This is a genomic window from Micromonospora musae, from assembly GCF_003626545.1.
Classification (GTDB): domain Bacteria; phylum Actinomycetota; class Actinomycetes; order Mycobacteriales; family Micromonosporaceae; genus Micromonospora; species Micromonospora musae.
Genome location: NZ_RAZS01000006.1, coordinates 343,629 through 357,312 on the forward strand (window position 1 = coordinate 343,629; position 13,684 = coordinate 357,312).

The 13,684-nt window shown below is 73.3% G+C and carries 10 protein-coding genes; 8 read left to right on the forward strand and 2 right to left on the reverse strand.

The window, feature by feature from the left end; all coding sequences use genetic code 11:
• The first annotated feature begins 90 nt into the window (after nucleotides 1–90).
• The 3 genes from thrB (at nucleotide 91) to D7147_RS18975 (ending at nucleotide 6,943) form a co-directional block, all read left to right on the forward strand.
• Nucleotides 91–1,035: a homoserine kinase gene (gene thrB / locus D7147_RS18965; protein ID WP_120679463.1), complete on the forward strand. Its 945-nt coding sequence runs from the start codon at nucleotides 91–93 to the stop codon at nucleotides 1,033–1,035.
• Between the two features lie 294 nt (nucleotides 1,036–1,329).
• Nucleotides 1,330–3,333, forward strand: coding sequence for a transcription termination factor Rho (gene rho, locus D7147_RS18970; RefSeq protein ID WP_120679465.1), 2,004 nt, complete (start codon nucleotides 1,330–1,332; stop codon nucleotides 3,331–3,333).
• A 190-nt stretch (nucleotides 3,334–3,523) separates the two neighbouring features.
• Complete coding sequence (locus D7147_RS18975; RefSeq protein WP_120679467.1) at nucleotides 3,524–6,943, forward strand: phosphodiester glycosidase family protein; 3,420 nt, start codon at nucleotides 3,524–3,526, stop codon at nucleotides 6,941–6,943.
• A 37-nt stretch (nucleotides 6,944–6,980) separates the two neighbouring features.
• On the opposite strand, the gene D7147_RS18980 is transcribed toward D7147_RS18975, so the two are convergent.
• Entirely contained in the window at nucleotides 6,981–7,877 is an 897-nt protein-coding gene (locus D7147_RS18980) for a phosphatase domain-containing protein (protein ID WP_120679890.1), read from the reverse strand.
• A 302-nt stretch (nucleotides 7,878–8,179) separates the two neighbouring features.
• Here D7147_RS18980 and rpmE point away from each other — a divergent pair, with 302 nt between their 5' ends.
• On the forward strand, nucleotides 8,180–8,404 hold the full coding sequence (rpmE, locus tag D7147_RS18985; RefSeq protein WP_120679469.1) for a 50S ribosomal protein L31: 225 nt from the start codon (nucleotides 8,180–8,182) through the stop codon (nucleotides 8,402–8,404).
• 117 nt (nucleotides 8,405–8,521) lie between these two features.
• Nucleotides 8,522–9,610, forward strand: coding sequence for a peptide chain release factor 1 (gene prfA, locus D7147_RS18990; protein ID WP_120679471.1), 1,089 nt, complete (start codon nucleotides 8,522–8,524; stop codon nucleotides 9,608–9,610).
• A gap of 139 nt (nucleotides 9,611–9,749) precedes the next feature.
• Here prfA and D7147_RS18995 read toward each other — a convergent pair whose 3' ends face one another.
• A complete protein-coding gene (locus D7147_RS18995) occupies nucleotides 9,750–11,300 on the reverse strand; it encodes a GGDEF domain-containing protein (RefSeq protein ID WP_120679473.1) in 1,551 nt (516 codons plus the stop codon).
• Between the two features lie 73 nt (nucleotides 11,301–11,373).
• Between D7147_RS18995 and prmC the strand changes: the two genes are divergently transcribed.
• From prmC to D7147_RS19010, 3 genes are read left to right on the forward strand one after another with little or no spacing between them, the layout of a single operon-like run.
• The gene (prmC, locus tag D7147_RS19000) at nucleotides 11,374–12,321 is read left to right on the forward strand and encodes a peptide chain release factor N(5)-glutamine methyltransferase (protein WP_120679475.1); all 948 of its coding nucleotides are present in this window, start codon (nucleotides 11,374–11,376) and stop codon (nucleotides 12,319–12,321) included.
• Nucleotides 12,321–12,962: an L-threonylcarbamoyladenylate synthase gene (locus D7147_RS19005; RefSeq protein WP_120679892.1), complete on the forward strand. Its 642-nt coding sequence runs from the start codon at nucleotides 12,321–12,323 to the stop codon at nucleotides 12,960–12,962. Before prmC ends, D7147_RS19005 begins: the two co-directional genes overlap by 1 nt.
• The gene (locus D7147_RS19010) at nucleotides 12,963–13,574 is read left to right on the forward strand and encodes an arsenate reductase/protein-tyrosine-phosphatase family protein (RefSeq protein WP_120679477.1); all 612 of its coding nucleotides are present in this window, start codon (nucleotides 12,963–12,965) and stop codon (nucleotides 13,572–13,574) included. It begins immediately after the preceding gene.
• The last annotated feature ends 110 nt before the right edge of the window (nucleotides 13,575–13,684 follow it).

Sequence of the window (13,684 nt, forward strand, 5' to 3'; positions counted from 1 at the left end):
CGTGATCGCGGCACAGGCTAGCGGAGACGGCGGAATCTCACGGGTCGGGCGGACGGCGGGGATGTCGGAGCCGGGCCATAGCATGAGCCGGTGCCGAAGAACTTCGAAGCCGGGCCGGTCCGCGTCCGGGCTCCCGCCACCAGCGCAAACCTGGGGCCGGGCTTCGACGCGCTGGGGCTCGCCCTCGGGCTCTACGACGACGTGTCGGCGGAGATCGCCCCGTCGGGCGTCCGGGTCACCGTCTCCGGCGAGGGCGCGGGCGAGCTGCCCACCGACGACCGTCACCTCGTGGTCCGGTCCATGCGTGCCACCTTCGACCGGCTCGGCGGGCAGCCGTCGGGGCTGGCCGTCGAGTGCGTCAACCGCATCCCGCAGGCCCGCGGGTTGGGCTCCTCCTCCGCGGCGATCGTCGCCGGTGTGCTGCTGGCCCGGGCGCTGACGGCCCACGGGGAGCGTCGGCTCGACGGCGCTGCCGTGCTCCGACTCGCCGCTGAGCTGGAGGGCCATCCCGACAACGTGGCGCCCTGCCTGCTCGGGGGTTTCACGATCGCCTGGACGGAGCCGTCCGGCGCGCGGGCGGTCACCCGTCCGGTCGCCGAGGGCGTACGCCCCACGGTCTTCGTGCCCGGCGGGCGCGGGCTGACCGCGGTGGCCCGCGCGGCGCTGCCGACCGCGGTGCCGCACGGTGACGCCGCGTTGAGCGCGGGGCGGGCGGCGCTGCTCGTGCACGCGCTCACCGCCGACCCCGCGCTGCTGCTGCCGGCCACCCTCGATCGGCTGCACCAGGATTACCGCGCGGACGGGATGCCCGAGACGGCCGCCCTGGTCAGCGAGCTGCGTGAGGCCGGTGTGGCGGCTGTGGTCAGTGGGGCCGGGCCGGCGGTGCTGGCGCTCAGCGCTCCGCCGGAGGGCTTCGACGCGGGAAGAGACTGGCAGGTCTGGCGGTTACCGATAGATGTCAGCGGTGCCCGGGTCACCCGGGGTAGACTTGGACACGCCGAGCGGGACCCTGTTGCCGCAGGTCGGAAGAGTTGATTACGCTCTAGACTTAGCACAGCCGCGAAGCATGCGATCTTCCTGCGGGTCGGCGCACCCCCGAAGCTCTCGGCGGTAAGCCCGTCACCCCTGCCAAGGCCACGCCGCACCGCAGTTTCCGCAGGTCGCCGCAGACGGCGAGACCTGCTCACCGAGGCTGGTGAGTCGGAAACGGACCGGCTGCTGTGTCACAGACTCCCGCGACGCGCTCACGCGAGGCGGGTGCACCGAGGCCGCCCGGCCACCTGCTTTGTCGACTCCGGGCAGTCACGGCCTATCGAGGGAAGGAATCCATTGAGCGACACCACCGACGTGACGTCGGATGTTTCCAACGTCGCTGGCGAAGCCACCACCGCCGCTCCCGCTCGTCGGCGGCGCAGCGGCACCGGTCTGTCGGCGATGCTGCTGCCAGAGCTCCAGAGCCTGGCCGCGTCGCTCGGCATCTCCGGCACGGCCCGCATGCGCAAGGGCGAGCTGATCAGCGCGATCTCCGAGCGGCAGGGCGGCGCCGCCGCCGGGACCCCTCGACCTCGGGCCGAGGTCGCGGCCGCGGCTGCTCCGGCCCGTGAGGAGGTGCACGCCGAGGTGCGGGAGACGACTGAGCGGCCGGAGGCCGAGAGGCGTACCGCCGAGGCGGCGCCCGCCGAGCAGGCCACCACCGAGACCGAGGGTCGCGGCCGGGGTCGGCGTCGGGCGCGTACCGAGGAGCGTGTCGCCGAGACTCGGACCGAGACGGCCGAGACCGGTGAGCGTGCCGATCGGGGCGAGGGCCGCGGTGGGCGTGACCGCAACGAGCGCGGCGACCGTGCCGAGCGCGGTGACCGTGCCGAGCGCGGTGACCGTGCCGAGCGTGGTGACCGCGGTGAGCGCAACGAGCGGGCCGAGCGCGGCGAGCGTGGGGACCGCAACGAGCGGGCCGAGCGCGGCGACCGGGCTGAGCGCGCGGACCGCAACGATCGCGGTGACCGCAACGACCGCGGTGACCGTGGTGACCGCAACGACCGTGGTGACCGGGGCCAGCGTGCCGAGCGGGAGCTCGACGGCGACGACGACGGCGAGGGCGGTGGCCGGCGGGGCCGGCGCAGCCGCTTCCGGGACCGTCGCCGCGGCCGTGGTGAGCGTGCCGAGGGCGGCGAGGGTGCCCGTGAGCCGCAGGTCGGCGAGGACGACGTGCTCGTCCCAGTGGCCGGCATCATCGACGTGCTCGACAACTACGCCTTCGTCCGGACCACCGGCTACCTCGCCGGCCCGAACGACGTGTACGTGTCGATGTCGCAGATCAAGAAGTACGGCCTGCGTCGCGGTGACGCGATCACCGGTGCCGTCCGGGCGGCTCGCGAGGGCGAGCAGCGGCGGGACAAGTACAACCCGCTGGTCCGGCTGGACACCATCAACGGGATGGAGCCGGAGGAGGCCAGGCGTCGGCCGGAGTTCTACAAGCTGACCCCGCTCTACCCGCAGGAGCGGCTGCGGCTGGAGACCGAGCCGCACATCCTGACCACCCGGGTGATCGACCTGGTCATGCCGATCGGCAAGGGGCAGCGGGCGCTCATCGTCTCACCGCCGAAGGCCGGTAAGACGATGGTGCTGCAGGCGATCGCGAACGCGATCACCCGCAACAACCCGGAGTGCCACCTGATGGTGGTGCTGGTGGACGAGCGTCCCGAAGAGGTCACCGACATGCAGCGGTCGGTGAAGGGCGAGGTCATCGCGGCCACGTTCGACCGTCCGCCGCAGGACCACACGACGGTGGCCGAGCTGGCGATCGAGCGCGCGAAGCGCCTGGTCGAGCTGGGACACGACGTGGTCGTGCTGCTCGACTCGGTGACCCGGCTCGGTCGGTCGTACAACCTGGCGGCCCCGGCCAGCGGCCGGATCATGTCGGGCGGTATCGACTCCACCGCGCTCTACCCGCCGAAGCGCTTCCTCGGCGCGGCCCGCAACATCGAGAACGGCGGGTCGCTGACCATCCTCGCCACCGCGCTGGTGGAGACCGGCTCGATGGCCGACACGGTCATCTTCGAGGAGTTCAAGGGCACCGGCAACGCCGAGCTGAAGCTGGACCGGAAGATTGCCGACAAGCGGGTCTTCCCGGCGATCGACATCAACCCCTCCGGTACCCGCAAGGAGGAGGTCCTGCTCGCGCCGGAGGAGCTGGCCATCATCCACAAGCTGCGGAAGGTCCTGCACTCGCTGGACTCTCAGGCGGCACTGGATCTGCTGCTGGACCGGCTCAAGCAGTCGCGTACCAACATCGAGTTCCTGATGCAGATCGCGAAGTCCACGCCGGGGGAGTGACCCCGGGGTAGGAGGCGACAGGAGGGGCACGGCCGGTCGGCCGTGCCCCTCCTGCTGTACCGGCCGGCGCGGCGACTTCCCCGTCCCATCGCTCCACTCCGGATCGACATCGCCGGACATGAGTGCAGCTTTCCTCCATTCATGCGGACGCTATTGAAACTTCTATTCAGTGTCCGGTTGACTGTCGTCCATGCGTACCCGCAGACGATTCGCCCACCTCGCCGGCGTCCTGCTGCTGACGCCGCTGCTGACCCTGGCCGGCCCACCACCGGCCACCGCCGCGCCGACCACCGCCGGCTACGCCGCGCCGGCCACCGCCACCGCCCCCGTCCCCGACGTCGACGTCGACGTCGAGCCGGCCGGTGGACTGGAGACCACGAGGACCAGCCGCCCCGTCGCGCCCGGAGTCCAGCTCACCTCCTTCGACCGGTACGACGCCGAAGGTTGGCTGCGCGCCGACGCGCTCACCGCCGACCTCAACGGCGGCGTCACCGTGGACTACGTCAACTCCGGCGTGGTCAGCGGAACAGAGCCGCTGCGCGCCGCCGTGGACCGTACCCGCGCGGTCGCCGCGGTCAACGGCGACTTCTTCGACATCAACAACTCCGGAGCCGCGCAGGGGGTCGGCATCCGCGACGGTGAACTCATCCAGTCGGCGGTAAGCGGGCACCGCAACGCGGTGGCGGTGACGAGCCAGGGCGTCGGCCGGGTCGTCGAGGTGAACTTCGACGGCACCGCCACCCTGCCCACCGGAGCGGTCACGCTCACCCAGTTCAACAACATGGTCCAGGCCGGCGGCGTCGGTGTCTTCACCGCGCTCTGGGGGACGTACCCCCGCGAGCAGGCGGTCTCCGGCGCGACGCGCGTCACCGAGGTCACCGTGGTCGACGGTCACGTGGCCCGGGTGGACCCGGCAGCGGGCAGCGGACCCATCCCCGCCGGGACCACCCTCCTGCTCGGCCGGGAGGGCGGCGCCGACGCGCTCGCCGGGCTGCGCCCCGGTGACCCGGTGGAGGTGGCCTGGCAGCCGAAGCCGTCCGACGGCAGCAACCTGCACGCCGCGGTCGGCGGCGGGAACGTGCTGGTCCGCGACGGCGTGGTGCAGACGATTGCGGATTCGTCGCTGGCGCCGCGCACGGCTGTCGGCTTCACCGCCGACGGCCGAAAAATGATCATGCTGACGGTGGACGGCCGGCAGGTCGACAGCCGAGGCGTCACGCAGACCGAGATGGGCCGGATGATGGCCGAGCTGGGTGCGCAGAACGCGCTCAACCTCGACGGCGGCGGCTCCTCGACGCTGCTCGCCCGCGAGCCGGGCGCGGCCGCCGTCCAGGTGGAGAACAGCCCCTCGGACGGCTCCGAGCGCCCCGTCCCCAACGGCCTCGCCCTCTACGCCCCGAAGGGCAGCGGGCGGCTGACCGGCTACTGGGTGGAGACGGCCGCCGACCCGACCGCCGCGCCGGGCGTCTCCCCGGTCCGCGGCGGCCGGCCGGACCGGGTCTTCCCCGGGCTCAGCCGCCGCCTCACCGCCGCCGGCCACGACGAGACGTACGGTCCGGCGGCCGGCAGGCCGAGCTGGCAGACCCGACCCGCGACGCGCGGCCGGGTGGATGGCGACAACGTCTTCCGCGCCCTGCTGCCCGGCCCGGCGACCGTCACCGCGCGCCGAGGTGGCGCCACCGGATCGCTCGACCTCACCGTCCTCGGGCCGCTCGCCGGCATCGACGCCACGGTCGAGCGGGTCGGCCTGACCGGGCTCGACGGCAGCGCACGCCTCGGCGTGGTCGGACGCGACGCCGAGGGGAACACCGCTCCGATCGAGCCCGCCGACCTGGAGCTGGAGTACGACCACGACCTGCTGCGGATCGTCCCCGACGACGACGGCAACCTCACGGTCACCGCGCTGCGCGACACCGGTGCCGCCCTCGTCACCGTCCAGGTCCGAGGGGAGCGCACCGTCGTCCCGGTCACCATCGGGCTGACCGACCAGCCGGTGGCGGACTTCGAGGACGCGGCCGCCTGGAGGTTCAGCCAGGCGCGGGCGAGCGGATCCGTCGCTCCCGTGCCGGGCCACACCGGCACCGGCCTGAAGCTCTCGTACGACTTCGGCCAGTCCACCGGCACCCGCGCCGCGTACGCGGACCCGCCGGCCTGGATCGAGGTCCCCGGTCAACCGCAGGCGTTCGGAATGTGGATCCACGGCAACGGCAAGGGGGAGTGGCCGAGCCTGCACCTGCACGACGCCCAGGACACCCAGCATGTGCTGCGCGGGCCGTACATCACCTGGACCGGGTGGCGGTACGTGGAGTTCGCCGTTCCGGCCGGGGTGCAGTACCCGGTGCGGATCCGGCGGTTCTACGTGGCCGAGACCGACGCCGCTGCCCAGTACACCAGCGAGATCGTCATCGACGACCTGGTGGCCAAGGTGCCGCCGTCGGTGGCCGTACCCGCCGAAGAGCCGGAGACCGACCGGGTGGTGGTCACCGACGGCACCGTCGACGCCGCGCCGTGGCGCTTCGCCGTGATGTCCGACGCCCAGTTCGTCGCGGCCGACCCGGAGAGTGAGCTGGTCGCCCAGGCCCGCCGTACGCTGCGCGAGATCAAGGCGTCCCGCCCGGACTTCCTGGTGATCAACGGTGATCTGGTGGACACCGCCTACCCGGCCGACTTCGAACTCGCGAAACGGCTGCTCGACGAGGAGCTCGGCGACGAACTGCCCTGGTACTACGTGCCCGGCAACCACGAGATCATGGGCGCGCCGATCAGCAACTTCCGGGCCGTCTTCGGCGACACGTCACGGGTCCTCGACCACCGGGGCACCCGCTTCGTGACGCTGGACACCTCGACCGGCTCCCTGCGTGGTGGCGGCTTCGACCAGGTGCGGATGCTGCGCGAGGCGCTCGACTCGGCGGCCACCGACCCGGCCGTCGGCTCCGTCGTCGTACTGCACCACCATCCGCCGCGCGATCCCAGCCCGGCGCAGGCGAGCCAGCTCGGCGACCGGAAGGAGGCGGCGCTGCTGGAGCAGTGGCTCGCCGACTTCCAGCACCGCACCGGCAAGGGCGCGCTCTTCGTCGGCGGGCACGTCGGCACGTTCCACGCCGAGCGGGTGGACGGCGTCCCGTACGTGATCAACGGCAACTCCGGCAAGACGCCCTCCACCCCGGCCGACCGGGGCGGCTTCACCGGCTGGACCGAGTTCGGCGTCGACCCGGTCAGCCCGGCCGAGGCCGACCGGGCCCGGCAGGACCCGCTCGCCGACGGGCCGCGCTGGGTGACGGCCGAGGTGCACGCGCACACCGACCGGCTCGCGGTGAACGCCCCGACCGGCGTCGCCCTCGGCAAGCCGGTCACGGTCACCGCCACGCTGACCCAGCCGGGTGGGCGTACGGTCCCGGTGGCCGCGCCGGTGAGCGCCGACTGGTCCGCGTCGCCGAACGTGCACATCGGGCCGCTGACCGGGCTGCGACCGTGGCACGTGGCCCGGTTCGACCCGGCCACCGGCCGGCTCACCGCGCTGCGCCCCGGCGCCTCGCTGGTGCTGGCGGTGACGGTCAACGGCGTACGCGCGCAGGCCACCATCACCACGGCGCTGCGCGCCGCCGCCTGAGCAGGGGAGGGGCCCCGGTCGCCGGGGCCCCTCCGCCTCAGAAGTCCCCGTCGGCGACCTGGAACACCGTGAGGCCCAGGGAACGCCACATCCGGACCACCTGCGCCCGGTCGTCGAAGACACCGACCACCCGGTAGCGGTCCCGCACCTCCCGCTCGTAGATCTCCCGCTTGACCATCGAGTCCTTCCGGGCGTCACCCACCGCCCGCAGGTGCAGCGCGAGGTACGGCACCCGGACGTGCCGCGCCAGCCAGGCCATCGTGTCGACCCGCGCCGAGGCGTCCCGGCCGGAGCAGAAGACCACCCCGTACCCGGCCGCGTGCATGGCCCGGACCGCGGCGATCACCGCCTCGTTCGGCTCGTCCTCGGCGACCCGCGTCATGTCGTACGGGCTGCGGGAGACGTGCAGCGCGACGGTGCCGTCGATGTCCACCAGAACGATCTCCGGCGCTCCCGCCGGGGCGGGGTGCACCCGCTTCGGGCGGCCGGCGCGGGCCTGCGGCACCGGCAGCGGCAGCGGACGCCCCGCCAGGTAGCGCTCGTGCAGCCGGCGGATCGCGGCCTCGCCGACCCGGTCCGGCTCCGGCCGGGCGGCGTCCCGGCGCAGGCACTCGTCCAGCGGGACGTCGGTGAAGTCGTGCACCTCGAACTCGGCGCCGTACCGTTCGGCCAGCTCGGCCCAGTCCCGCAGCGTCCGGGCGCGCAGGTTGGTGTCGTCCACGCAGACGTCGGCCCGGGCCCGGAGCAGCGCCTCGACCTGGGCCCGCTGGGCGGTGGTCACCTGGGCCTCCGCCCACTGGGTGAACAACCGCTCGCCGTGCAGCATCCGCCGCAGGTCGTCGCGGTTCACCCGGACCACGGACGGCTGGAGTGTACGGGCGAAGGTGGTCTTTCCCGAGGCGGGCAGCCCGCGGGTCGCGATCAGGCGGGGCATCGCGTACACCTCCGTCGTCGGCCTCCGGCGGGCGCCCTGCGGCGCGGGGTCGATCGTGCCCCACCCGGGGTACGACCCGGGGGGTGGGTGCCGGGTGAATGCCCGGACAGCGGACGGGAATGCCGGTGGGACGCCGTGCGTTGTCGAAGCCGGACCAGCGGTGCCGCCCGATGACGGGTCAGGCCGGCAGCCATGGCACACTGGTCAATCGGCCACCGGTTCCGGTTCACGCCTGAGCCCGTCGTACGTGCGGCGGGTGGCGACGGCGACCCGGCGACCACCGACGAAAGGACCGAGGCGACATGAAGCCCAACATCCACCCGGAGTACGTGACCACCGAGGTCCGCTGCTCCTGCGGCAACACTTTCACGACCCGCAGCACCGCCAAGGGCGGCGAGATCAGCGTCGAGACCTGCAGCGCCTGCCACCCGTTCTACACCGGTAAGCAGCGCGTGCTGGACACCGCCGGTCGGGTCGCGAAGTTCCAGCAGAAGTACGCCAAGGTTCAGGCCAAGAAGGCCAAGTAACTCCTCGTTCGGCGCCCGCGTCCGGTTTCCCACCGGACGCGGGCGCCGTCCGTATTACCGCCGGTTCCCCTCCGGTACGCCGGCCCTCCGTCCTCGCGTCGAAGGAGCATCCGCAGCATGAGCAGCGAGCGTCTGACCGCCCTTCTCGACGAGTACGCGGACCTGGAGAAGCGCCTGGCCGACCCGGCCATCCACGCCGACCAGGCGGTCGCCCGCCGGGTCGGTCGCCGGTACGCCGAGCTGGTGCCGCTGCACAAGGCGGCCGGTGAGCTGGCCCAGGCGCGCGCCGACCTGGCCGCCGCCCGGGAGCTGGCCGCGGAGGATCCGTCCTTCGCCGCCGAGGTCGACTCGATCGCCGGGACGATGCCGGCGCTGGAGGAGCGGCTGGCGGAGCTGCTGATCCCGCGCGATCCGCACGACGCCAAGGACGTGATCGTCGAGATCAAGGCCGGCGAGGGTGGCGAGGAGTCGGCGCTCTTCGCCGGTGACCTGCTGCGGATGTACACCCGGTACGCCGAGCGGCGGGGCTGGCTGGTCGAGGTGATCGACGCCCAGGACTCCGACCTCGGTGGGATGAAGGACGTCTCGCTGGCGATCAAGACCAAGGGCGTGCCGGAGGGCGGCAACGGGGTCTGGTCCCGCCTCAAGTGGGAGGGCGGGGTGCACCGGGTGCAGCGCGTCCCGGTCACCGAGTCGCAGGGCCGCATCCACACCAGCGCGGCCGGTGTGCTCGTCCTGCCGGAGGCCGAGGAGGTCGACGTCACGATCGACCCGAACGAGCTGCGGATCGACGTGTTCCGCTCGTCCGGCCCCGGTGGGCAGTCGGTGAACACCACCGACTCGGCGGTCAGGATCACCCACCTGCCGACCGGCATCGTGGTGTCCTGCCAGAACGAGAAGTCGCAGCTGCAGAACCGGGAGCAGGCGATGCGGATCCTGCGGGCCCGGCTGCTCGCGGCGGCGCAGGAGCAGGCCGACGCGGCCGCCTCCGACGCGCGTAAGGCGCAGGTGCGCACCGTGGACCGCTCGGAGCGGATCCGCACCTACAACTTCCCGCAGAACCGGATCACCGACCACCGGATCGGTTACACCGCGTACAACCTGGATCTGGCCCTCGCCGGTGACCTCGACGGCGTGCTCGACGCGCTGGCCGAGGCGGACCGCGCCGCCCGCCTGGCCGGCGACACCGAACTAACCCGCCGCTGACCCGGCCCCCGGCTCCCTGCCGCCGTCGCCCCGTTGATCAAGAGCTTCGCGTCACCTTCGATCACCCCGGTGACGCAAACCTCTTGATCACGCCCGGGGGACGGGGGAAGGGGAGGGGGAGGGTGTGCGTGGGGGAGGGTCAGGAGGCGCGGGGGCGGGTCTTGGCTCGGAGCATCTCGCGGTCGGCGATCTCGAACGCGGTGCTGAGCGCGTCGCGAAGCGCCGGCCCGGTGCCGGAGACCTCGGCGAAGCCGATGCTCACCCCGACGGGGGTGCCGGGGACCAGCGCCTCCCAGTCCTCGCTCGCCACCGCCGCGCCGACCCGGCGGGCCACCTCGGCGGCCTCGCTCATGCCCGCGCCGGGCAGCACCACCACGAACTCGTCCCCGCCGTAGCGGGCCACGAAGTCACCCCGGCGCATCACCCGGTTGATCACCCCGGCGATGCGCTGGAGGACCAGGTCACCCGAGTGGTGTCCGTGCCGGGTGTTGACCGCCTTGAAGCCGTCCAGGTCGCAGACCCCGATCACCACCTGCTCGCCCCGCGCCACCACGCTGGCGATGTAGCGCTCGAGCCGGCGGCGGTTGGGCAGACCGGTCAACGGGTCGGTGAGCGCCTCGCCCTCGTAGCGGGCGGCCTCCCGGCGCATCTCCTCGTGGTCGATGCGGGCCGCGATGCCGTCGATGTAGACGTCCCGCAGCCGGTCGTTGCGCTGCGCCGCCAGCCGGAACGCCAGCCGGTCCGCCCGGTGCGCGGCCGCGTGATCACCGGCCCGGGACAGGGCGATGCTGCGCAGCCGGGCCGGTTCGGCCGCGCCGAGCGTCTCGTTGGAGACCCGGACGGTGTCCAGCCGGGCCACCGCCTCGATCGGTCGGCCGGAGGCGATGGCGAGGCAGACGTGACCGAGTTCACGCATGTCCCGCGCCCGGGCGCTGTCGCCGCCGTGGGCGAGCAGCCGGGCGGGATCGGCGTCGCTGTTGAACTCGATCTCGTCGCCGAGCGCCGCCCGGCGGGCCGCGGCGTAGCCGTACGCGGAGAGGCTGCTGGGGCGCAGCTGCCCGGCCCGCCCGCCGTGCAGGAAGCGGGCCAGGTCGCTCGCCACATCGCGCAGCACCCGCAGGCAGCCGTCGCTGTCGCCGTTGTGGTCGAGCGCGACGGCGTTGCGCAGGCGGATGCCGGGCGCGGCGAACGTCTCCTCGGGGATCCCGGCGGCCATGCCGAGCTGCCGGGCCCGCTCGATCGCGCCGAGGGCGTAGCCGTGGAAGCTGAGGTAGGAGTAGGCCATCGCCAGGTCGTGCCAGCCCCAGGCGGTGTCCCGGTCCGGGTCCTCGACGGCGCCGAGCGCGCGGGCGGCCTTGACCAGGTGGGTGACGCAGCGGTCGAGCGCGCCCTGATGGTGGGCGGCGAGTGCGGCCAGGGCGTTGAGGTGCCCGTGCAGGTAGGGCTCGGCGAGGTCGCGGACGGCCGCCGACGCCTCCTCGATCGCGCGGGTGAACTCCGCCGTGCGCCCGAGATTGATCAGGGCGGAGAGGCGCTGCACCATGGCGTCGGCCCGGGTGCGTGGGCTGGCTGTGGTGCGCAGCACCCGTTCCAGCACCGTGTACGCCTCGGCGGACCGGCTGGCCTCCTGCAACGCCCGCGACTGCGTCAGCGCGTCAACCTGGTCTTCGACCCGGTCGAGCCAACCCACCAGCGACCTCCTGTCGGCATGCGCCTGTACGCACCCGCTCGTGACGTGCCCCGCGACGCTTCATGATTATGTCGTGACCATCGAGCCGCAACACCCCCCCGAAGGGACGAATAGGATTCGGCCATCGATCGCCGTGCTGCGGGCGGCCCGGATCCTCGACGATGCCGGGGTGCCGGCCGCCCGTACGGAGGCCGAGCTGTTGGCCGCGTACGTGCTGGATGTGCCGCGTGGCCGGCTGGCTCTCGCCGACGGGTTCGACGCGAACCAGCTCGCCACCTTCGACGCGCTGGTGACCCGCCGGGTGAGCCGTGAACCGTTGCAGCACCTCACCGGCAGCGCCGCCTTCCGGCGGCTGGAGCTGGCCGTCGGGCCGGGCGTCTTCGTGCCCCGGCCGGAGACGGAGCTGCTCGCCGGCTGGGGCATCGAGCAGGGGCGGGACCGGGACACGCCGCTGGTGGTGGATCTCTGCAGCGGCTCGGGCGCGATCGCCCTCGCGGTGGCCCAGGAGCTGCCGGCGGCCCGGGTGGTCGCGGTCGAGCGCTCCCCGGCGGCGCTGGACTGGCTGCGCCGCAACGCGGGGGACCGGGCCACGGCGGGAGACCGGCCGATCGAGGTGGTGGCGGCGGACGTCACCGCCCCCGACCTGCTCGACGATCTGGTCGGCCGGGTCGACGTGCTGCTCTGCAACCCGCCGTACGTGCCCGCGGACACGGTGGTGGCCCCGGAGGTGGCCGGGTACGACCCGGCGGAGGCGGTCTTCGGGGGCGCGGACGGGCTGTCGGTCATCCGCCCGGTGATCGCCCGCGCGGCGGCGCTGCTGCGGCCCGGCGGGATGCTCGGCATCGAGCACGACGACACGCACGGTGCGGACGTGCCGGCATTGCTCGTCGCCGACGGCCGGTTCGCCGCCGTCACCGAGCATCGGGACCTCACCGGGAGGCCCCGGTTCGCCACCGCGTCCCGACGTGCGGACGGCCGCCGCCCCGACCTCGGGCCGGCGTGGCAGACTGGCTCCTCGTGATGCTCTACGACTGCCGGTCGCCCGCCGACCGGGACCGCGGCATCGCCGCGGCCATCGAGGCGGTCAAGAACGGGGAACTGGTCGTCCTGCCGACGGACACCGTTTACGGCATCGGCGCGGACGCCTTCACCCCGTACGCCGTCAAAGCGCTGCTGGACGCCAAGGGCCGGGGTCGGCAGATGCCGCCGCCGGTGCTGATCGGCTCCCGGCAGACCCTGGACGGCCTGGTCTTCTCGCTGCCCCGGGAGGCCCGGGACCTCGTCGAGGCGTTCTGGCCGGGCGCGCTCACCATCGTGATCGAGCACTCGCCGAGCCTGCAGTGGGACCTCGGGGACAAGACCGGCACGGTGGCGGTGCGGATGCCGCTGCACCCGGTGGCGCTCGAGGTGCTGCGGGAGACCGGGCCGATGGCCGTCTCGTCGGCCAACAAGACGGGCCAGCCCTCCGCGCTCACCGCCGAGGAGGCGCGCGACCAGCTGGGTTACTCGGTGCGTGCGTACCTGGAGGCGGGCCCCTGTCCGGATCCGGTGCCGAGCACGATCGTGGATCTCACCGGCGAGGTGCCACAGGTCCTGCGCCAGGGCGCGATCCCGCTGGAGAAGCTGCGCGACGTGGTGCCGGACATCGTCGAGGGAGTCTAGGTGCCACCGTTCACCGTGCTGCACGTCTGCATGGGCAACATCTGCCGGTCACCGATGGCGGAGCGGCTGCTCGCGCTGGCCGTACGGGAGCGGCTGACCCGGCTGGGCCTCGACCCGGCCGGCGCCGACGAGCTGGTGCACAGCCACAGCGCCGGCACCGGGGGCTGGCACGCCGGTGAGGAGATGAACCCGCCGGCGGCCCGGCAGGTGGTGTCCCGGGGCGGCGACGCCGAGGGGTTCGCCGCCCGCAAGCTCCGCTCGGACCACATCGACGCCGCCGATCTCGTCCTCACGGCAACCGCCGACCAGCAGGACTACGTGGTGGCGCTGCGCCCCGACGCCGCGGCGCGCACCTTCGTGCTGGGGGAGTTCGGCCGGCTGCTGGGCGCGGTGGACGTGGCTGGGCTGCCGGAGTCCTCGGCCACGCCGGAGGCGGTACACGCCCGCGGGGTGGCGCTGGTGGCGGCGGTGCAGGCGGCCCGTCACGATTCCCATTCGCTCGCCACCGATGATCTCGACGATCCGTGGGGCCGGGGTGACCAGTGCTTCAGCCGGGTGGCCGACGAGATCGAGGAGACGGTGCAGCCGCTCGCCGCGGCACTTCTGCCCTGACCGTCCTCCTCGCGAGTTTCCTCCGGGTTTGAGGCGAATCGGCGGCGAAACAGGGCTTTCCGGGTCATTCTGAACGGGTCCTAGCGTGACCGGCTCCTGCGGGGAGAGCT

What these genes read in the sequence shown, in the direction of transcription:
- D7147_RS18975 (WP_120679467.1), top strand. Translation starts at nt 3,524, where the DNA reads ATGCGTACCCGCAGACGATTCGCCCACCTCGCCGGCGTCCTGCTGCTG.
- D7147_RS18980 (WP_120679890.1), bottom strand. Translation starts at nt 7,877, where the DNA reads ATGCCCCGCCTGATCGCGACCCGCGGGCTGCCCGCCTCGGGAAAGACC.
- rpmE (WP_120679469.1), top strand. Translation starts at nt 8,180, where the DNA reads ATGAAGCCCAACATCCACCCGGAGTACGTGACCACCGAGGTCCGCTGC.
- prfA (WP_120679471.1), top strand. Translation starts at nt 8,522, where the DNA reads ATGAGCAGCGAGCGTCTGACCGCCCTTCTCGACGAGTACGCGGACCTG.
- D7147_RS19005 (WP_120679892.1), top strand. Translation starts at nt 12,321, where the DNA reads ATGCTCTACGACTGCCGGTCGCCCGCCGACCGGGACCGCGGCATCGCC.